Origin of the sequence: Sinorhizobium sp. RAC02 (assembly GCF_001713395.1) — a bacterium.
In the GTDB taxonomy this organism is placed as follows: domain Bacteria; phylum Pseudomonadota; class Alphaproteobacteria; order Rhizobiales; family Rhizobiaceae; genus Shinella.
Genome location: NZ_CP016450.1, coordinates 49,947 through 69,722, shown reverse-complemented (window position 1 = coordinate 69,722; position 19,776 = coordinate 49,947). Strand labels below are relative to the sequence as shown.

General features: G+C 62.3%; 18 protein-coding genes. 9 read left to right on the top strand and 9 right to left on the bottom strand.

Annotated features, from left to right (window positions below):
* Window positions 1–11 precede the first annotated feature (11 nt).
* The 8 genes from BSY16_RS00335 to BSY16_RS00300 all read right to left on the bottom strand — a co-directional run bounded on the left by BSY16_RS00335 (window position 12) and on the right by BSY16_RS00300 (window position 7,871).
* Entirely contained in the window at window positions 12–1,127 is a 1,116-nt protein-coding gene (locus BSY16_RS00335) for an ABC transporter ATP-binding protein (protein ID WP_069057825.1), read from the bottom strand.
* On the bottom strand, window positions 1,124–1,900 hold the full coding sequence (locus tag BSY16_RS00330) for an ABC transporter permease (protein ID WP_069057824.1): 777 nt from the start codon (window positions 1,898–1,900) through the stop codon (window positions 1,124–1,126). The genes BSY16_RS00335 and BSY16_RS00330 overlap by 4 nt, the downstream gene beginning before the upstream one ends.
* Window position 1,901: 1 nt before the next feature.
* Entirely contained in the window at window positions 1,902–2,792 is an 891-nt protein-coding gene (locus BSY16_RS00325; RefSeq protein ID WP_171902366.1) for an ABC transporter permease, read from the bottom strand.
* A 65-nt stretch (window positions 2,793–2,857) separates the two neighbouring features.
* The gene (locus BSY16_RS00320) at window positions 2,858–3,868 is read right to left on the bottom strand and encodes an ABC transporter substrate-binding protein (protein ID WP_171902365.1); all 1,011 of its coding nucleotides are present in this window, start codon (window positions 3,866–3,868) and stop codon (window positions 2,858–2,860) included.
* Window positions 3,869–3,921: 53 nt separating this feature from the next.
* Entirely contained in the window at window positions 3,922–4,281 is a 360-nt protein-coding gene (locus BSY16_RS00315; protein WP_069057822.1) for a RidA family protein, read from the bottom strand.
* Between the two features lie 22 nt (window positions 4,282–4,303).
* Window positions 4,304–5,116, bottom strand: coding sequence for an IclR family transcriptional regulator (locus BSY16_RS00310; RefSeq protein ID WP_069061279.1), 813 nt, complete (start codon window positions 5,114–5,116; stop codon window positions 4,304–4,306).
* 154 nt (window positions 5,117–5,270) lie between these two features.
* On the bottom strand, window positions 5,271–6,626 hold the full coding sequence (locus BSY16_RS00305) for an NAD(P)/FAD-dependent oxidoreductase (RefSeq protein ID WP_069057821.1): 1,356 nt from the start codon (window positions 6,624–6,626) through the stop codon (window positions 5,271–5,273).
* Between the two features lie 288 nt (window positions 6,627–6,914).
* Window positions 6,915–7,871 (bottom strand): LysR family transcriptional regulator, encoded by a 957-nt coding sequence (locus BSY16_RS00300; RefSeq protein WP_069057820.1) that lies wholly within the window; start codon window positions 7,869–7,871, stop codon window positions 6,915–6,917.
* Between the two features lie 127 nt (window positions 7,872–7,998).
* On the opposite strand from BSY16_RS00300, the gene BSY16_RS00295 reads away from it, so the two are divergent.
* The 9 genes from BSY16_RS00295 (at window position 7,999) to BSY16_RS00255 (ending at window position 18,544) form a co-directional block, all read left to right on the top strand.
* On the top strand, window positions 7,999–9,399 hold the full coding sequence (locus BSY16_RS00295; protein WP_069057819.1) for an amidase: 1,401 nt from the start codon (window positions 7,999–8,001) through the stop codon (window positions 9,397–9,399).
* A gap of 123 nt (window positions 9,400–9,522) precedes the next feature.
* Window positions 9,523–10,749 (top strand): ABC transporter substrate-binding protein, encoded by a 1,227-nt coding sequence (locus tag BSY16_RS00290; protein ID WP_286157163.1) that lies wholly within the window; start codon window positions 9,523–9,525, stop codon window positions 10,747–10,749.
* Window positions 10,750–10,826: 77 nt separating this feature from the next.
* Entirely contained in the window at window positions 10,827–11,627 is an 801-nt protein-coding gene (locus tag BSY16_RS00285; protein ID WP_069057817.1) for an ABC transporter ATP-binding protein, read from the top strand.
* Window positions 11,624–12,349 carry an ABC transporter ATP-binding protein gene (locus tag BSY16_RS00280; protein ID WP_069057816.1) on the top strand — a complete coding sequence of 242 codons (726 nt, stop codon included), beginning with the start codon at window positions 11,624–11,626 and terminating at the stop codon, window positions 12,347–12,349. Before BSY16_RS00285 ends, BSY16_RS00280 begins: the two co-directional genes overlap by 4 nt.
* 5 nt (window positions 12,350–12,354) lie before the next feature.
* The gene (locus tag BSY16_RS00275) at window positions 12,355–13,242 is read left to right on the top strand and encodes a branched-chain amino acid ABC transporter permease (RefSeq protein WP_069057815.1); all 888 of its coding nucleotides are present in this window, start codon (window positions 12,355–12,357) and stop codon (window positions 13,240–13,242) included.
* A 7-nt stretch (window positions 13,243–13,249) separates the two neighbouring features.
* Window positions 13,250–14,317, top strand: coding sequence for a branched-chain amino acid ABC transporter permease (locus BSY16_RS00270; RefSeq protein WP_083242776.1), 1,068 nt, complete (start codon window positions 13,250–13,252; stop codon window positions 14,315–14,317).
* Window positions 14,318–14,325: 8 nt separating this feature from the next.
* The gene (locus BSY16_RS00265; protein ID WP_069057814.1) at window positions 14,326–15,909 is read left to right on the top strand and encodes a GMC family oxidoreductase; all 1,584 of its coding nucleotides are present in this window, start codon (window positions 14,326–14,328) and stop codon (window positions 15,907–15,909) included.
* Window positions 15,910–15,921: 12 nt separating this feature from the next.
* Complete coding sequence (locus BSY16_RS00260) at window positions 15,922–17,427, top strand: aldehyde dehydrogenase (RefSeq protein WP_069057813.1); 1,506 nt, start codon at window positions 15,922–15,924, stop codon at window positions 17,425–17,427.
* A gap of 13 nt (window positions 17,428–17,440) precedes the next feature.
* On the top strand, window positions 17,441–18,544 hold the full coding sequence (locus BSY16_RS00255; protein ID WP_069057812.1) for a histone deacetylase-like amidohydrolase: 1,104 nt from the start codon (window positions 17,441–17,443) through the stop codon (window positions 18,542–18,544).
* Window positions 18,545–18,677: 133 nt separating this feature from the next.
* On the opposite strand, the gene BSY16_RS00250 is transcribed toward BSY16_RS00255, so the two are convergent.
* Window positions 18,678–19,499, bottom strand: a complete 822-nt coding sequence (locus BSY16_RS00250) for a Hint domain-containing protein (RefSeq protein WP_083242775.1) — start codon at window positions 19,497–19,499, stop codon at window positions 18,678–18,680.
* Window positions 19,500–19,776: the final 277 nt, after the last annotated feature.

The window sequence follows — 19,776 nt, the reverse complement described above, 5'->3', positions numbered from 1 at the left end:
GTATCGCCTGATCACCCGCACCCGCCGATGACCACGATGTCATCGACGGCCCAGGCCAGGCCGATCCGCTCACCGGGGTTCATCGCCGCGATCGAAGCGACATCCCGGCTGCAAAGATTGATCTTGCCGCCATCGGCCATCCGGACGACGAGCCTATATTCCACGCCAAGGTAGATCTTGTCCTCGATCACCCCCTCGCCCGCATTCTCCAGTGCGGTACCCACCGGAACCGCATGGATGCGCTCAGGACGAAGCACCACGCAGGCCTTCTGCGCACCCGCTAGAGACTGCGCCCGGGGATCATCTTTGGGGAGGTTTGCCTTCCAACTCTCGCCTTCGATGACAACGCCATCACCTGTCGATCGGACATTGCCGCGCAACAGGTTGGCTTCTCCGATGAAGTCGGCGACGAATTCGGATCGCGGCCGGAGATAAAGCTCATGCGGCGTGCCGATTTGCTCGAGGCGACCATCCTTGAAGACGGCGATGCGATCGCTCATGACAAGCGCCTCCTCCTGATCGTGCGTGACCGAGACCACGGTCGCGCCGACCTGCCGGGTGATGTGCATGATCTCGATCTGCATCTGACCGCGTAGCTTCTTGTCGAGTGCGGCCATCGGTTCGTCCAGAAGGACGATGTCGGGTTTGAACACGAGCGCACGGGCGAGCGCCACGCGCTGCTGCTGGCCGCCGGACATTTCCTTCGGATAGCGGTTCGCACAATGGGCAAGGCCGACGATCTCAAGCATCTCCATGCTTCGCTTTTCCCGCTCGACCCGCTTGATGCCGCGCGTCTCGAGCGGATAGCCGACGTTCTCCAGAACGGACATGTGCGGGAAAAGCGCATAATCCTGGAACATCATTCCGATGTTTCGCTTCTGCGGCGGGACCACCGTCATATCCCGGCCGTCGATGAACAGCCGTCCGGATGTTGGCTGGATGAAGCCGGCGATGGCGCGAAGCGAGGTCGTCTTTCCAGACCCCGAAGGGCCGAGCATGGTCAGGAATTCGCCTTTTCTAAGCTCGAACGACACGTTGTCGAGAGCCTTGACGGCTCCATAGAGTTTCGAAACCCCGTCGAGCTTCATTGCCGGTCCCGCAGTGTTCTCAAGGGCGGCGTTCATCATCTGGATTCCCTGAATTTGTAGGAAAGAAGGACGCCAAGCGCCGACAGCACGATGAGGATCGCAGCAACGGCGGCCGTGGCAGGGTCGAGATTGGTTCGCACCTGATTCCAGATCATGATCGGAACCGTGCGGGTCTGGGCGTCGGCGAGAAACAGCGCGATGACGACTTCGTCCCAGGATGTGATGAAAGCAAAGATCGCTCCCGACAAAACACCAGGCATGATCAGCGGCAGCGTAACCCTGCGGAAGGTGAACCAATGGCCCGCTCCCAGGCCCAGGCTGGCAGGCGCCAGCGACGGATTCACCATTTTCGAACTTGCCAGCACGGACACCACAACAAAGGGTATCGCAAGGACCGTATGGGCGAAGATCAATCCAAGCCGGGTCGCGACCAGCCCCCATCCGGAGAAGACCATATACATCCCCACCGCAAGAACGATGACGGGTGTGACCATCGGGCTGAGGAGCAGCCCCATGACGAGGGTCTTTCCGGGGAACCGATGCACGTGCAATGCAAGTGCGGCCGCAGTTCCAATGACAGTCGCGAGGACCGATGCGGCCACGGCGACGATCAGACTGTTCACGAGCGCCCCTTGCCAGTCGGATGCTCCGATAACCTTGCCGTACCATTCGAGGGTGAAGCCCACGGGGGGGAATTCGAGCGATGGCGTTGTCGTGAACGACATCGGCACGATGATCAGCGTTGGCAGCAGCAGGAACAAGGCCGTCAGGGCGACTACAAACCAGAAGAGAATGCGTCTCAGCTTGTCCATGTCACGCCTCCCCCCTGCGCCGGCCACGCAGTTGCAGGGCGGCCCACACACTGCCGAACAGTCCGAAGGCGACGGCCGTCAAGACCATGAGGACAACCGCGAGCGCGGCGCCCAGACCAAAATTCAGCTGTTCATTGAATTGCCCCGCGATCATCTGGGCGATCATCATGTCACGCGGGCTGCCGAGCAAAGCCGGGGTAATGTAGAAGCCGAGCGCCAGCGTGAACGCCAGGATTGCCGACGCCACGACACCGGGCAAGGACAATGGAAAATAGATCCGCGCGAACCCACGCAGCCAGCTCGCACCGCAGATGGACGAAGCCTCCATCAGGCGAAGATCTATCTTCTTCATGACAGTGTAGAGCGGCAGCACCGCGTAGGGCAGAAGGATATGCACCATGCCGATCGTCACGCCCAACGGAGTTCGGATGAGGCGAAGCGGTTTGTCGATCAGACCCATTGCGATCAGGAAGTCGTTGATCAGACCGCTGTTCTGAAGCAGCACGATCCACGAGAAACTGCGTAGCAGAAGGCTCACCCAGAAAGGAATGAGCAGTGCGATGGTGAGAAGCAGAAGGACAGAACGCCCGCCATGCGCCATGGCATAGGCATACGGATAGGCGACGACGACCGTGACAACGGTCACGATGAGCGAAACCCGGAAAGTCTCGCCAATGACCCGCAGGAAGATCGGGGTCGTGAAAATCTGCTGGTAGTACTCGACACTGCCACCGGGCAGCGAGATCGCCACGAGCTTTAGCAGGGGAAACACAAAGAACAGTGCAAGGAAGAGGATCGAGGGGACGATCAGCCAAAGCACCGGCGGCAGCCGGACGCTCCGCTGCGGCCCCGCCTTCATCGGCAAGCTGCGATCGTTGATTGATGCGGTCATTGTGTTTCCGAACAGAACGTTGGGAGAAGACCCGCCCGAGATCGGCGGGTCTCCGGCCGAAAGCCTTACTGAAGCAGCCATTCCTGGAAGCGGAGATCGATCTTCGCACCGTTCTCTGCCCACCAGTCGGCGTTCATGAGGACGCGCGTGTCGAGATGATCCGTCGGCAGGCTACCCTTGAACGTGCTGTCGACAGAGCCGACGGCGTTCTTGTTGGAGGGACCATAGGGCATGTACTTGGTGAATTCGATCTGCTGGGCGGGCTCGGTAAAGAAGCTGATTGCCTTCATGGCAGCTTCCTTGTTCTTCGTACCCTTCGGAACCACCCAGTAGCCCGTCTGCGACGTCCAGTTGGTCCAGTCGATCTTGATGCCCTTGTTGGCGACGCTGACGGCTCGCCCGACCCAGACGAGAGCCATGCTCGCCTCGCCGCTCGACAGCAGCTGCTCGGACTGCGAGCCGCTTTCCCACCACACGATATCGGACTTGATCGTATCAAGCTTCTTCAGGGCCCGTTCCACGTCGATTGGGTAGAGGTCCTCTGCCTTGACGCCATCGGCAATGAGGGCAGCTTCGAAAATACCCGACGCCGCATATTTCCAGACAGCACGCGAGCCAGGAAATTTCGTGGAGTTGAAGAAATCGGAGAAACCCTTCGGCGCCTCTCCCGAAAACTCCTCGGAATTGTAAGCCAGCACCGTGCCTTCGATGTCGGCGGCGACGCGATACGTGCCAGCGGCGCCTTCGATGAACTTCGACTTGTCGACGATCGCGTAGTCGATCGGCTCGAGCCACTTGCCATCCGCTTCGAGCCCGAAGCTGTCGTCGGTCACCAGGATGTCAAGCGTGACATTGCCTGTCTCGACCATGGCCTTGAGCTTTGCGTTGCTCGAAGAGCTGTCTTCCACGATCTTGACAGTCGGATTCTGTGCCATGAAGGGCTGGAAATACGACTTTGACTGGGCCTCCTGGTAACCACCACCGTAACTGGAAATCGTCAAGGTGGTGTCGGCGGCACTGACCGCCGTGCCGGCAAGCAGTGTCGCCACGGCCGTGATTGCTAAGGTCCTACGCATTTTGTTCCCCATCCTTTTGCTTGGAGTTGGTCTGCTTTTTGGTTTCGGTGTTTTCAGGATTCGACAGCGGCCTGGACCGCGATCTCGACCAGGATGTTCTCGGCTGCGAGGTTTGCTTCTACCGTCGCTCTCGCGGGGAGCGCATCTTCGGGAATCCAGTCTTCCCAAGCCTTGTTCATGGCTGCGAAATCCGAGACGACATGCTTTAGCCAGACCTGTGCGAAAAGGATTTTGGACTTGTCCGTACCCGCCTTTGCGAGGAGTTCGTCGATCCGCGCAAGAACCTGGACCGTCTGCCCGGAAACATCCTGGTTACGGTCGGCTGGAACCTGGCCTGTGACGTAGGCGATCCCATTGTGGACCAGCACGTGGCTGAGACGTTTTCCGTTTGGTTCAAAACGTTGGATCGGCATGCTCTCTCCTCGAAGTAGGCTGTTACTGGGATTTGCTTCTGGCAGCGCCTGGGGGTTTCAGTCCTTTGGCGGCGCTCGATATCGCTCTGGCAGCATTGACCACCTGCGGAGCAAGCTCCGAAGCTACGTCCTCCGGCCGCCAGCGACTGAAGGGCACGGATATGTTGATCGAACCGAGAGGATGCCCTTCGGCGTTGACGATGCAGGCGCCGACGGCGATGTCGCCGACGTAGATTTCCTCGGCAACGAGCGCAAAACCCTCTCTGCGCGTGCGGCCCAGCGTGTCAAGGATTTGAGCCGGATCGACGATGGTCCTGGGCGTAAAAGCGATCAGCCGGGACTGCGCGACAGTCTCCGCGGCCTCTTCTGCGGGCAGTGCCGCGAGATAGGCGCGCCCAGCCGCCGTGCAGTACATCGGCAGCCTGTGTCCGATGGGAACGTGAATCGTAATCTGCTTGTGGCTGGTGAACCGCGAGACGTAGACCATCTCCGTTCCGGACGGTTCAAGCAGATTGCAGCTTTCCTGGCATTGGCGGTTCAACTCATGAAGATAAGGAGACGCCCGCTCAATCAGTTCGCTTGTCTGAAGGTAACCCGTTCCGAACTCCAGGGATTTCACCGTCAGGCGGTATCGTTTGGAATTACCCTCGCGCGCGAGGTAGCCCATCGCCTCAAGCGTGAACACCGAACGTTGAATCGTGCTCTTGTTCAAGCCCGTGGCTTCGGCCAGTTCGAGCAGGTTCATGGCGGGTTGAGAAGGACCGAATGCCGTCAACACGGAAAGGCCCTTGGCAAGTGCGGTAACGTAGAGAGGTGAATCTTCAGCGTCTGTCATTGTACTCGATCGCAGCAGGTTGAAGGGGACCACTGTCATAGCATCCGCTTTCTTGCTGTCACTCTGGCAAGTTTGCCCGACCGCCTCGATGGAAGTTCACCAAAAGCCAGCAGGGAAGATCGTGAAAAAAGTTGCAGGGCTTTCTGCATATGCGTCATCCCGCTCTGCGCGCTTCGCGAGCATCCTTGGCATGAAGCCAGCGGTATGCCATCCACTGCCCGAGCCGGATGAAAGAGGCGAACGGGTAGCGCTCCGGTTGGCGCGTGAGGAATGATGCGCCCGTCTCGAACGGCCGGCCCGTCGCCATCATCGCAAGCTTCGCGCCGAGGTGGATCGAGAAGGAAACGCCGCTGCCTGCGTAGCCGCCGGCCGTGAACACATCACCCATTCCGGGCACCTGATAGCAGAACGGAAGGGAGTTCCGCGTGACGGCCACCCAACCGCCCCACCAGTGCTCGACGCCGATTCCAGCGAGCGCTGGAAATTTGCGTGTCATCGCATCGTGGAGATATTGACGATGGCGAGGCGCCTCCGCGTCCTTGCCGGTGATGGCACTTCGCCCGCCGAACAGCATTCGATTGTCCGGTAGACGGCGATAGTAGAACAGCAATTCGCGGGTATCGAACATGCACTTTCCCGATGGAAGGCTTGCCGCCACCTGAGAATCGCTCATCGGGGCCGTCACGATGATTTGCGAGTGGACTGGCAGCACACGCGCCGCCAAACGCGCGTGCAGCTGCGACGACGTGTATCCGTTGGTCGCGACAATGACGCGCTTTGCCCGGATCGTCCCGGTCGGCGTCACGAGGCGATGCGCACCGCCTTCGGTAATCCAATCCGTCACAGGCGAATTCGTGTGGATACAGGCGCCATGTTCACGCGCCATGCGATGGAGGCCGCGCGCCAATAATAAGGGGTTCAGCGAGAACCCGTCGGGCAGGTAAAGGGCGCCGTGGCTTTCGGGACCTTCGTGCACGCCGCGCAGCCCGCTCGCCTCTTCATACCGGGCCGGATAGCCGAGAACGTTGTTGTAGAGTTCCTCTTCTCGACGGAGCGAGTGGGCATGACTGGCGAAGGTGGCGACTTTGTAGACCCCGTCAGGCTGCTTGTCGCAAGCGATATTGCCGCCGGAGATCAAGTCGCGAACAGTATCCAGTCCTTGCTTGAGCTCCTTGAAATATGCCCGGGCAACATCTGGCCCGTGAGTCTTGACAAGTTCCGACCACGAAACTCGTCCGCCCGAGATCCGGGCGAAGCTTCCGTTCCGTCCGCTGCAGCCCCATGCGGAAGAGCGGGCCTCCAGAACGGTCGCCTTGACCCCATAATCGCGGGCTAGAGCGAGTGCCGCGGAAAGGCCGGTATACCCCCCACCGATGATCGCGACATCAACGTCGGCATCCCCCGCCACGGGGCCATCGTCGCGAGCTTCTCCTTCACTGACCTTCAGCCAGTAAGACTCTGGATTCGGGTGGCTACGGGCGGGGAACGGATGGGCAAGGGGGTCGTACATGCAATGCCTGCTATCGCTATGCGATATTTATATATCGATATAACAATAAGATATTCTGAATAACGATTTGTCAATATCGCACAAAGCCATAAAGACGCTGACGCCCGAATTCTCTCGGATGGGAGTCGCCGATGATTGGAAACAGGAAAACTCGGCCATGAGCGATTTCATTGGCCGAATGGTGTTTGATACACCTCTCCCAAATAGGGCCCTTCTAAAGGAGGACGCAAACCAGCTAGCGGACCTCATCGAGAGGCGAGAAGGGTGGCATAACCGACCGGGATGCGTTCAATCCCACAGAAGCGAAGCTTCACGCTCCCGTGTGGTCACCGAGAACCGCGACGGGCCCACTTCTCGGAAGAACCGCCGAAAGATTTCGATGAAGAGGCGCACGAATAGAGGTTTCGAGCCGCCGTAGGGATCGAGGATGATGACCGAGGGTGGCGGCAGTTCGTCGAGGATCGGCAGGCGGACGATGGCGTGGCCATCGGCCGTCGCCCGGCCGATCGGGCGCATGTTGAGGATGGACATGCCGAAGCCGGAGGCGACGGCAGAGCGCACGGTCTCGTAGGACCGGGTGTGAAAGCGTACCTCGGGGCGTTTTGCGAGAATGTCGAAAAGGGTGAGCAGGTAGGCCGCCGTCTGCGGCATGTCGAGCAGCACGAAGGGCCGCGTTGCGATGTCGGAAAGCCAGACGGCGTCCCGCGTCGCAAGCGGGTCGTCGACATGCAGCACGGCATGGGCCGGCACCTTGCAGATCTTCGTCATCGTGCCGGTGGTGATCGCGCCGATGTCGTAGAGGATCGCGAGATCGATGATGCCCTCCGCCAGCCAGGCTTGCAGCCGCACCTGGTCACCCTCGAGAAGGTCGATCTCGACGTCACCGACATTGTCGATATACATGCGCAGCATTTCCGGCATGAAGAGCGCGCCGAACGGCTCGAAACAGCCGATACGCAGCACCTTCGGTACGCGGTCCGCAAGGTCGCCGATCGCCCGGTCGAATTCTGTGGCCGCCGACAGCATGATGCGCGCCGCACTGATGAAGCGCTCGCCGGCAGGCGTGATCTGGACGCCCCGCGCCGGCCGCCGCTCGAAGATCCGCGCGCCCATCTCCCCTTCGGCAAGCGTGATCGCGGCAAGGATCGACGACTGCGAAATATGCAGCGCCTTCGAGGCCGCCTGCACGCTGCCGAGGCTCGCCACTTCGCAGACATAACGCAACTGCCGGGTTGTCAGGTTCATCGCGTTTGTTCCATAAAATGTAGAAACTTCCGCGAAAGAATACATTTTGTGAAAGCAAAGGAAAGGTTCATTCTGCCCCCGACAGAAAGCCTGCCGCAGATGCAGGTAAGACCAGGGGAACGACCGAATGCCTTTTCAAAACCCTCTCGAAGGAGCGGGCGAGCTGTGCCGTATGGATGCTGCCGGACTGGCAGAGGCCTATCGCACGCGCTCCCTTTCGCCGGTCGAGGTCGCCAAGGCCACGATGGACCGCGCGGAGGAGGTCAATGCCGATCTCAACGCCTTTACCCATATAGACCGTGAGGGCGCGCTTGCGGCAGCGAGCGCCTCCGAGCAACGCTGGAAGGATGGTGCGCCGCTTTCCGAAGTCGACGGTGTGCCGACCACGCTGAAGGATATCGTCTGGGTGGAAGGCTGGAGCGTGCGCTACGGCAGCACCACCACGCCGGCACGCCCGCAAACGGAAGATGCGCCCTCCGTCGCTCGCCTGCGACAGGCGGGTGCCGTCTTCATCGCGCAGACCACCACGCCGGAATTCGGCTGGAAGGCGATCACCGACAGCGCGCTCTTCGGCGTCACCCGCAACCCCTGGAACAGGGCGAAGACCCCCGGCGGCTCGTCGGGTGGCGCGGCCGTTGCCGCAGCCGTCGGCGCCGGCGTCTTCCATCTCGGCACCGATGGCGGCGGCTCAATCCGCATTCCGGCGTCGTTTACCGGCATCGTCGGGCACAAGCCGACCTTCGGCCGGGTGCCGGCCCATCCGCCGAGCGCCTTCGGCACCGTCGCCCATATCGGACCGATGGCGCGAAGCGCTGCCGACACCGCCGCCATGCTGAAGGCGATGTCCGGCCGGGACTTGCGCGACTGGACGCAGGGCGCCGGAAAACTCGGGGCCCTCGCCGCTGACGCCCCGGTCGACCTCTCGGGCAAGCGCATCGGCTACTGGTCGAAACCGGCCTCGGGAACGCTCGACCCGGAAGTTGCCGGGTTGGTAGATGCCACGGTTGCGAAACTCTCGGCTGCCGGCGCCATTGTGGAGCCGGTCGACCTGCCGGCGGACAATCTTCTCGACCTCTTTCATCATCACTGGTTCACGGGCGCTGCGGCACGCCTTTCCTCGATCCCCGAGACCGACCGCAAGGCGATCGATCCCGGCTTTCTGGAGATCGCTCGCGCCGGCGCTGCCTACACCTCGACAGAACTAGTCCTCGCGCAGGTGCGTCGCGGTGAATACGGAGCGGCGATGGATCTTTTACTCGCCGACTACGACTTCCTCGTCTCGCCCGCAACGGCGCTGCCGGCCTTCGACGCCGGGCTCGAGGTTCCGGCGGCAAGCGCTTACGGTCGCTGGACGGAATGGGCGGGTTTCGCCTTTCCAATCAACCTCAGTCAACAGCCGGCCTGCGTGGTGCCCTGCGGCTTTACCGCGGCAGGCCTGCCGGTCGGGTTCCAGATCATCGGCGCGCGGGGCGATGACGCCCGCGTTCTTTCCGCCGCCGCCCACCTGGAGGTGATCTTCTCCACGTAAGCACCCATTGACGCATGACGAACACAACCAACCATAAAAGGGGTAACCGTTATGATGAATAGACGTGCAATGCTTCAGGGAGCTCTGGGAGCCGGCGCAGCCGGCGGGATGCTTCTTGCCGACATGAACAAGTCCGCAAGCGCCCAGGAAACGTTGCCGATCGCGATCGGCTCGGCGCTGCCGATGTCCGGCATCGCGGCCGCCGATGGTATCGAGTTCAAGAACGGGCTCGACCTTGCGGCTGAAGAGATCAACGCCGCCGGCGGCATTCTCGGCCGTCCGGTCGAGATCCACATCGAAGACACCAAGGAAATGGGTGCCGACCTCGTTTCGCAGGCCATGCAGCGCCTAGTCGACCGCTACAACGCGCCGGTGATCATCAACGGCTACAATCTCGGCACCAACATGATCGAGATGGACATCGCCGCCGACAACGATGTCATCATGATGCATTACAATACGCTCATCTCGCACAATGAGAAATTCAAGACAGATCCGGAGCGCTACTACGGCTCGTTCCAGGGTGATCCGCCGGAATTCTGGTACGGCCCGGGCTGCCTCAATTTTCTGAAGACGCTTTCGGAAGGCGGCAAGTGGACGGCGCCGAACAAGAAGATCGCCATCATCCCCTCGGCCAACGAATATTCGATCGTTATCGCCAACGCGATCCGCGATCAGGCCAAGGATTTCGGCTTCGAGGTCAGCCTGTTCGAGACCGTGCCCTTCCCGACGAACCAGTGGGGCCCGACACTCGCGAAGCTGCGCCAGGATCCGCCGGCCGCGATTATCGTCACCCACTTCCTGCCGCAGGATCTTGCCCAGTTCATGGTGCAGTTCCTCGCGCAACCGATCAACAGCCTCATCTACATGCAGTATGGCCCGTCGCTTCCGGCCTTCCGCGAGATCGGCGGAGAGAGCATCAACGGCGTCATCTATTCGACGGTCGTCGGCTGCCTGCCGGATGACTTCTCAAAACCCTTCCGCGAATCCTATCGCGCGAAATTCGGCCCGAACTCGGCCTATATCACCGGCTCCCAGACCTATGACGGCCTGTGGATGTGGGCGATCGCCGCGGCGATTGCGGGGGGACCAGGCGAGCCTTTCAACAAGGAACAGGTGAGCAAGGTCGCCGCCGTGATGCGTCGCAATGTCTATCGCGGCGTCAACGGCACCTACCGCGCCGACCCGGCGGGCCAATCGGCCTATTGCTACCCGACGCAGGTTGCCGACCCCTCGCTCGGCATGCCGCACCAGTTCCTGCAGCATCAGGACTACAAGACCGATCCCAAGCTCATCGCGCCGGTGCTCTACGCGACCGATGAATTCCTGCTGCCGCCCTGGATCAAATAGACGGCTCGTCAGGACGGCGCTGGATCTGCGCATCGGCCGGGCAACCGGCCGGTGCCGATGAGGCCAAGGAGCGGAACATGGAAAACGGCAGGACACCCTTGCTGGAATGCGAAAACGTCGTGAAGCGCTTCGGCTCGCTTTCGGCGGTCGACGGCATGTCGCTGACGGTGCACCCGGGCGAGATCGTCGGCATAGGCGGCCCGAACGGCGCCGGCAAGACGACCTTCTTCGATGTGGTGACGGGCGTGACGCCAGCGACGGACGGCCGGATCGTCTTCGACGGTCACGATATTTCCGGGCTCGGGGCGGACCGGATATGCCAGTACGGCATCGCCCGCACCTTCCAGCTCAACGCGGCCTTCGAAAGCCTGACGGTGCGCGAGAACATCGACATCGCCGCCTATTTCGGCCGCGCCCGCCGCGCGATTCCCGGCCTGAAACTCGGCAAGGACGTGCGCGAGCAGACGGACGCCGCACTCGCATTCGTTGGCCTTGCCGACAAGGCGGATGCACCGGTGGCGCAACTGCCGGTGCTCGACCGCAAGCTGCTGATGATCGCCGGCGCGATCGCCACCAAGCCGAAGCTGCTTTTCCTCGACGAGCCCGTCGGCGGCCTCAACACCACCGAGATCGACCATATCATCCGCCTTGTGGAGCGGCTGAAGGCGGACGGTCTCACCGTCGTGCTCATCGAGCACGTCATGCGCTTCCTGCTGGCGCTGTCCAGCCGCGTCCTCATCATGCACCACGGCAAGAAGATTTTTGAAGGCCTGCCGAAAGAGGTTGCGGAGGACCCGGTCGTCGTCGAGACCTATCTCGGCGAGGGCACCCGCAAGCGCCTCAAGACGTTCTTCGCGGAAGGTGAGGTGCAGGCATGAGCAATGTTGCTAAAGCTCCCCTTCTGAGGCTCTCCAACGTGGTCTCCGGCTACCGCGAGCTGGAAGTCATCAAGGGCATCTCCTTCGATATCGCGGCCGGTGACTTCGTCACCGTGGTCGGCCCCAACGGCCATGGCAAGTCGACGCTGCTCAAGACGATTTCCGGTCTCGTGCCGCTGACCTCGGGCGCAATCAGCATCAACGGCGGGCCGACGCTTTCCAAGCCGCACGCGATCGCAGCACTTGGCATTGCCCATGTGCCGCAGGGCGACATGCTGTTTCCCGAGATGAGCGTGCTAGAAAACCTGCTGATGGGCGCCTATCTCGCGCCCTCCAAGGCGGAGATCGACCGCCGGCTCGACGAAGTCTTCACGCTGCTTCCCAAACTCTCCGACCGGCGCAACCAGGTCGCCTCGTCGCTGTCCGGCGGCGAGCGCCGCATGGTCGGCATCGGGCGCGGCCTCATGATGGGCGGACAGATCCTGCTCATCGACGAACCCTCGCTTGGTCTTGCGCCGCTCATCATCGAGCAGATCTACGGCGTTATTGCGGAACTCTCGAAAAGCGGGCGCACCATCCTGCTCGTCGAGGAAAACCCGGCCCGCGTCGCCGATCTCGCAAACCACCTCCACCTGCTCGACGACGGCGTCATCGTCTGGTCCGGCCCGCCCGCCGAGCTTCTCGCCCGCGACGAGCTCCTCGCAACCTATCTCGGAGGCTGACGCTGATGTTCGACATCCTGACCGCCATCCTCATCGCGGGCCTTACGACGGGCGCCCTCTATGCGCTCGCCACCGTCGGCCTCTCCCTCGTCTGGGGCTCAATGGGCATGCTGAACATGGCACATGCCGCCATGCTGACGCTCGGGGGCTATTCGGCCTACACGTTCTCGACGGCGCTCGGCTTGCCGGCCTTCGTCGGCTTCATCGGCGCCATCGTCGTCGGCGCCGTCGCTGGAGGGCTGCTCTACATCCTGATCGTGCGCAACCTCTTGAAGAACGACAAGGCGACGTTCGAATCCAACGTCATGATCGCCACCGTCGGCATCGGCATCGCGCTCGAAAACACCATCCTGCTCACCTATGGCGGCCAACCGCTGAAGCAGCCGATCTCGGCCACCGGATCGCTCATCCTCGGGCCAGTCAGCCTGCCCTACCAGAACATGCTGATCGTCTTCGTCGTGATCGCGCTGATGGCCGTCATCGCGCTGCTGCTCGGCAAGACCCGCATGGGCCGTGCCATCCGCGCGACGGCGCAGAACCGCGATGCCGCGCAGCTGATGGGGGTCGCCGTCAACCGCGTCTATTTCCAGGTGCTGGTGCTGTCCGGCGCCATTGCCGGGGTCTGCGGTGTGATGGTGAGCTCCATGACGCAGCTGTCGCCGCCGCTCGGCAACGACCCGATGCTGAAGGCCTTCATCATGTGCGTCGTCGCCGGCCTCGGCAATCTGCCGGGTGCTGTCGCCGCGGCCTTCGGCCTCGCCCTGCTCGAAGCCTTCGTCCAGTATGTCGCGGGTGCGCGCTGGGGTTTCCCGACGCTGCTCTTCGTCGTCATCGCCGTCCTGATCTGGCGGCCCGCCGGCCTCTTCGGCCGGGTCCAGATCCGTCGCATGTGAGGCCGCCATGATCCAGATTTCAAGATCCAAAGGCATTTCCGGTTCCGCCCGCCTCGACCTCCTCGTCAGCCTGCTGCTGATCGCGGCCGCGGTGGCGCTGCCCTTCATGGTCGATAGCCGCTACGTGCTCGGCCAGATCGTGCTGGCATTGTTTTATGCCACCATCGCCTCGCAGTGGAACCTGCTGTTCGGCTTTGCCGGCGTGTTCTCGCTGGCCCAGATGGCGATGTTCGCCTTCGGCGGTTACGTCACCGCGATGATCTGCTTCTATTTCGGCTGGAACGTCTGGGCAGCACTTTTGCCCGGCGCGCTTGCGGCTGCCGTCTTCTCGCTCATCGTCGGCCTCGCCTGCCTTCGCCTCACCGGCGTCTATGTCGCGCTGCTGACGCTGGCGATCGCGCAGACCATGTACCTGCTGATCGTCACGGATACCGAGTGCTTCGTCATGGTCGGCTCGATCTGCCGGCAGTTCACCGGCGGTGCCGTCGGCTTCGCGCGCTTCGGCGATCTCGGCACGCGGGCGCTGCTGAAAGGCCAATGGCTGGTCGGTAACTACGCGATCATCGCCACCCTCTTCGCCATCACGATGATCGTTACCTACATCATCGTCAAAAGCCCGATCGGCCTTGCCTTCAGGGCGCTGAAGGATAATCCGGGTTATGCGGTGGCGCGCGGCGTCAACCGTTTCCAGGCACAGCTGCTGGTGTTCGGCATCTCCGCCTTCTTCACCGGCCTTGCCGGCGGCTTCTACGCCGCGCATTTCCAGGCGATCGGCCCGGGCATCCTGTCGATGTCGCAGCTGATGTTCATCATTGCGATCACGGTGGTCGGCGGCGTGGGCACCTTCTGGGGACCGCTCGTCGGCACCATCGTTCTGGTCGCGGCGGATGAGCTGATGCGCGAGGCGGGCGAGTTCCGCACGCTCGGCCTCGGTCTCATCATCACGCTGTCGATCCTGCTCATGCCGAAGGGCCTTGTCGGCCGGATCAGCGATCTCGTGCACTGGCTGCGGCATCGAAACGGTGCCACCCCCAGGACCAAGCTTCAGGAAAAGCCGGCCGCGGCCGGGGAATGAGGAGTATCATGTACGACACGATCATCATCGGCGCCGGCTCGGCCGGCTGCGTACTCGCAAACCGTCTGAGCGCCGACCCCAACCGCAAGGTCCTCGTGCTCGAGGCCGGTCGCGCTGCCCCCATCGCCTCCGACATCCCGTCCGACTGGGTGACCATGTTCAACACCGGCTCGGACTGGGGCTACTACACCGAGCCGCAGGCCGGCTGCCGCGGACGCCGCATCTTCTGGCCGCGCGGCAAGATGATCGGCGGCTCGGGCGCGCTCAACGCCATGATCTATATCCGCGGCCTGCCATCCGACTATGACGCCTGGGAAGCCATGGGCTGCGCCGGCTGGGGCTGGAAGGACGTCTTCCCGGTCTTCCTCCAGTCGGAAGCCAATGCCGATATCAAGGACAGCCCCTATCACGGCAATGAGGGCCTGCTGCATATCGGCAACGTGCCCTATGTCGATCAATACGAGCGCATGTGGATCGAGGCTGCGGAAGCCGCAGGCTATGCCTACAATGCCGACTACAACGGCGAAACGCAGGAAGGCGTCGGCCTCTTCCAGTTCACCATCAAGGACGGCGAGCGCTGGGGCACCGGCAAGGCCTATCTGCGCCCCGCACTGGAACGGCCCAACCTGACGGTCAAGACCGGCGTGCTCGTCACCGGGCTCATCATCGAGAACGGCCGCGTCATGGGCGTCAAATATCTGGTCGATGGCGTGCCGGAGACGGCCCATGCCGACAGCGAGGTCGTGCTCTCCTCCGGTGCCGTCGGCTCGTGCCAGCTCCTCATGCTGTCCGGCGTCGGCCCGGCCGACGAGCTGAAGGCCGTCGGCGTCAATCCGGTTCATGACCTACCCGGCGTCGGCAAGGACTTGCAGGACCACCTCAACATCCCCATCACCTTCTATACGAAGGAGGCGCTCGGCATCGGCGCCTGGACGGATGAGATCATCGCCGACAGTTTTACGGAATGGCGCGACCGGCGCACCGGCATCCGCACCTCACCCTGGGTCGCCTCTGGCGGCCATGTGTGCAGCCGCCCCGGCATCGAGCCCGACCTCCAGCTCTACGGCGCGATCAGCCCGCACCGCGACTATGCCCGCTTCCTCGGCGGCCAGTCCGGTATCACCACGCATTCCACCCTCCAGCGGCCGAACAGCCGCGGCGAGATCAAATTGCGCTCGTCAAACCCGATCGAGTATCCGTCGATCGACCCGAAATACTTCGTCAGCGACCCGGAAGGCCTCGACCTCGCCACCATGGTGGAAGGCATCAAGATCAACCGCCGCATCATGGAGCAGTCGCCGATCAGGGAACTGGTCGACTACGAGGTGAGCCCGAGCGCGGAGTGCAGGACGGACGCCGAGATCGCCAACTATATCCGCGGCCACATGACCACACTCTACCACCCGTCCTCCTCCTGCCGCATGGGCACGGATGCGATGGCCGTCACCGATCCCGCGACGCTCAAGGTCCACGGTCTCGAAGGCCTCCGCATCGCCGACGCCTCCGTCATCCCGAAGATGGTGTCCGGCAACCTCAACGCACCGACGATCATGGTTGCCGAACGTGCCGCCCAGATGATCCTCGCCGGCTAAGGAGAGACACGCATGAACATCGCCGCACCCACCTGCCGGTGGCACGACAAGGCCGCAAAGCTCTCGTTCGAGGGCCGGCTCTTCATTGACGGGGATTTCCGCGAGGCAATCTCCGGCGCCAAGTTCGAGACGATCAATCCGGCAAACGACAGCATCATCGCCGCCATTTCGCGCGGCGATGCGGCCGATATCGATCTTGCCGTGGCTTCGGCGCGCAGAGCCTTCAAGTCCGGCGCCTGGTCGCGCCTGGCGCCGCGAACCCGCATGGCGGTTATGCTGCGCTTTGCCGATCTCATCGAGAAACACGCCGAGGAATTCGCGCTGCTCGACACGATCGACATGGGCAAGCCGATCCAGGAAATGCTCGCCGTCGATATCCCGCTGGCGCTGACCTGCATCCGCTTCACCGCCGAATGCATCGACAAGATCGAGGGCAGCGTCGGCGCCACGGCAAACGATGTGCTCTCCTATGTCATCCACCAGCCGCTCGGCGTCGTCGGTTGCATCGTGCCGTGGAACTATCCGCTGCTCATGACGGTCTGGAAGATCGCGCCCGCCCTTGCAGCGGGTAATTCGGTGGTGCTGAAGCCCGCCGAACAGTCGCCGCTGTCCGCCCTCCTGCTCGCACGCCTCTTCGTGGAAGCAGGCGGCCCTGCCGGGGTGCTCAATGTGGTCAACGGCTTCGGCGCGGAGGCCGGCAAGGCGCTGGCGCTGCACGGCGGCGTCGACAAGATCGCCTTCACCGGCTCGGCCGAGGTCGGTAAACTGATGCTGATCTATGCCGGCCAGTCGAACATGAAGAAGGTCGCCACCGAATGCGGTGGCAAGTCGCCGCATATTGTGCTCGCAGATGCGCAAAACCTCGAAACGGCCGCCTGGTGGGCCGCCATGGGCATCTTCGGCAACCAGGGCGAAGTATGCTGCGCCGGCTCTCGCATTATCGTGGAACAGTCGATCGTGCCGGATTTCACCGATGCGCTCATCGCGCAGGCGAAAAGCGGCTACGTGCCCGGCGACCCGCTGGACGACAAGACGACGATGGGCCCGCTCGTCACCCGTGAACAGCAGCGGCGCGTGCTGAACTACATTGCTATCGGCCGGCAGGCGGGCGCGGACTGCATTCTCGGCGGCGGCGTGCCGGACGGGCTGGAGCATGGCGCCTATGTCGCGCCGACCATCTTCACCGGCGTCGACAACGGCATGACGATCGCACGGGAGGAAATCTTCGGCCCGGTCGCCAGCATCATTCCGGTGTCGGGCTACGACGAGGCGGTCACGATCGCCAATGACAGTCCCTTCGGCCTTGCGGCCGGCATCTGGACCAGCGACCTCGGCAAGGCGCATCGCTTCGCCCGCGATGTCGAAGCCGGCATGGTCTACGTCAACAGCTACATGAATGGCGACATGCAGCTGCCCTTCGGCGGCTGGAAGGAAAGCGGCAACGGCCGCGACAAGTGCATGGATGCGATCTTCTCCTACACGCAGAGCAAGGGCGTGTGGGTAACCATCGGCAATTGAACGGGAGCGAGCAATGAAGACGGGCTGGAATTTTCACGAACTCTATCTCTGGCACGATACGGGCGCTGCCGCGCAATTCTTTCCGGCGGGACTTACCGTCGAGCCGGGAGAGCATGCGGAAAACGCCGAGACGAAGCGGCGCTTCCGCAACCTCATGGAGGTTTCCGGCCTCACTGAGCAGCTCGTCAGCGTCAAGTCGACGCCGGTGGATGAGGATGACCTCGCGCTCTTCCACACGCGCGACTACATCCGCCGCATCAAGGCGCTGAGTGACGATCGTGGCGGTGATGCGAGCTATCTTACGCCCTTCGGCCGTGGCAGCTACGAGATCGCCTGCCTTGCCGCGGGCGGGACCTATGCACTGATGGACAAGGTTCTCTTGGGCGAACTCGACAACGGCTATGCGCTCGTGCGCCCGCCGGGCCACCATGCTGAAAGCGACAAGGGCATGGGTTTCTGCCTCTTCGGCAACGTCCCGGTGGCGATCCTGAAGAACCGCAAAAAACACGGCTTCGAACGCGTCGCAACCGTCGACTGGGACGTGCACCACGGCAACGGCACGCAGGCCGCCTTCTGGACGGATCCCGGCGTCCTGACAATCTCGCTGCACCAGGAGCGGCTCTATCCGCACGACAGCGGCGACCGCGAGGAACGCGGTGCGGATGCCGGCTACGGCTACAATCTCAACATCCCGCTACCGGCCGGAAGCGGCCACGGCGCCTATATCGCAGCCTTCCAGCAGGTGGTTCTGCCGGCGCTCAAGGCCTACAAGCCTGACCTTATCGTCGTGCCCTCCGGCTTCGACGGATCTGGCGCCGATCCGCTCGGCCGTATGATGCTGCACAGCGATACCTATCGCGAGATGACGCGCATGCTGATGGAGGCAGCCGACGACCTGTGCGGCGGACGGCTGGTGATGTCACATGAAGGCGGCTATTCCGCAGCCTACGTGCCCTATTGCGGCCTCGCCGTGATGGAACAGCTCTCCGGCATCAGAACCCACATCGACGATCCCTTCCTGCCGGTTTTCCAGAGCTACTACGGGCAGGACCTGCGGCCGTGGCAGCAGGATGCAATCTCGGCCGCCGCGGCTCTTGTCGCCTCCATCCACACGTAGAGGGCCGGCAAGAGCCTGTTGTGTTGGTGCGAATATCCGGTCCCCAGAACAGCCGACGTTCAACCGTTTCGCGCCACACAACACAGACCAGCGCGACACGGAACGCAACATGTGCCCCGGCTTGGGGGACTGGCTAAGCCACCGAATTCTCCGCACGCTCGGCGATCCGCTCATAGAGCCGTCGAGCGTGATTGCATGTCGGGGCAAATCGTGGTGCCGCCAGGCGGACCAAGGCCTTCAGATGTTCGCGTCCGCCATAGCTGACGGTTGGCGCGAACGGCACCATGGCGGGCTGCGGGTCGTCCGGATAGAGGCGGGCATAGTCCGCGAAATTCGCAAATATCTCATGATTGCCATCCGTGAGCAGCAGCGACTCGGCTGCGGCCCCTTCGGCGAATATGCCTTCGTGCGCCGTGAAGGCGATATGAAAGTAGGCGAGCGTCTCGACACCTTCCGGCACCGCTTGCGTGATCGAGGTTCCGTTGACGAGATCGGCCGCCTGGATCAGGACGCCGTCGATGTACAGCGCATGGCCCGGCGAGACATAAAGATCCCGGTGCGGCGACTTTTCGTCAAGGGCATCGCGAGCGATGCGAACAGGCATCACGCTCTTGCTCCAGTGACGGCCGCTACGTCTGAAGGTGTGATATCCGATCCACTTGATGGGCTTGGCCTCGCCATCGACCGTTTCGACCAAATCACCGATGCGAAGGTCTTCGACACATACCTCGCCGGCCGCCGTCCTGATCGAGGTCCCGGCCAGGAAGCACATCCCGCCCTGACCACCCCCGCCTTTTTGCCACCATTTGGTTCCCAATGCCTGGGCGACGGAAGGAAGCAACGTTGCCGCCAGGGAGCCCACCGCTACAAGACGGGCACCCGTGGCTGCCGACACGCCAAGAAAATGACGCCTCGCTCGGTTAATCCGCATATCAGGCTTCCGATCTACCGACATGGCTACCTCCCTGCTGGCGTTCGCCGCTGCATGTGAACATTAAATAGAGCGCAGTTTGCACAAATTGGCGATTGAGACGAATTGTGAGTTGCGTTGTTGTCCCATGCGAAATCCGACGCAGATGGTCGTCTGAAAGGGGGTAGACGCATGTGAGTTCGGAGGAGAGCTTAGAACAGACGGCGTAAAATGACGCCGCAACTAACACCTTGGACGTAGGCCGTCATCGCATCCGGCAAGGCTCCGACGAAAACGCAGGAAACGCGCTGGGCTGCTGGAA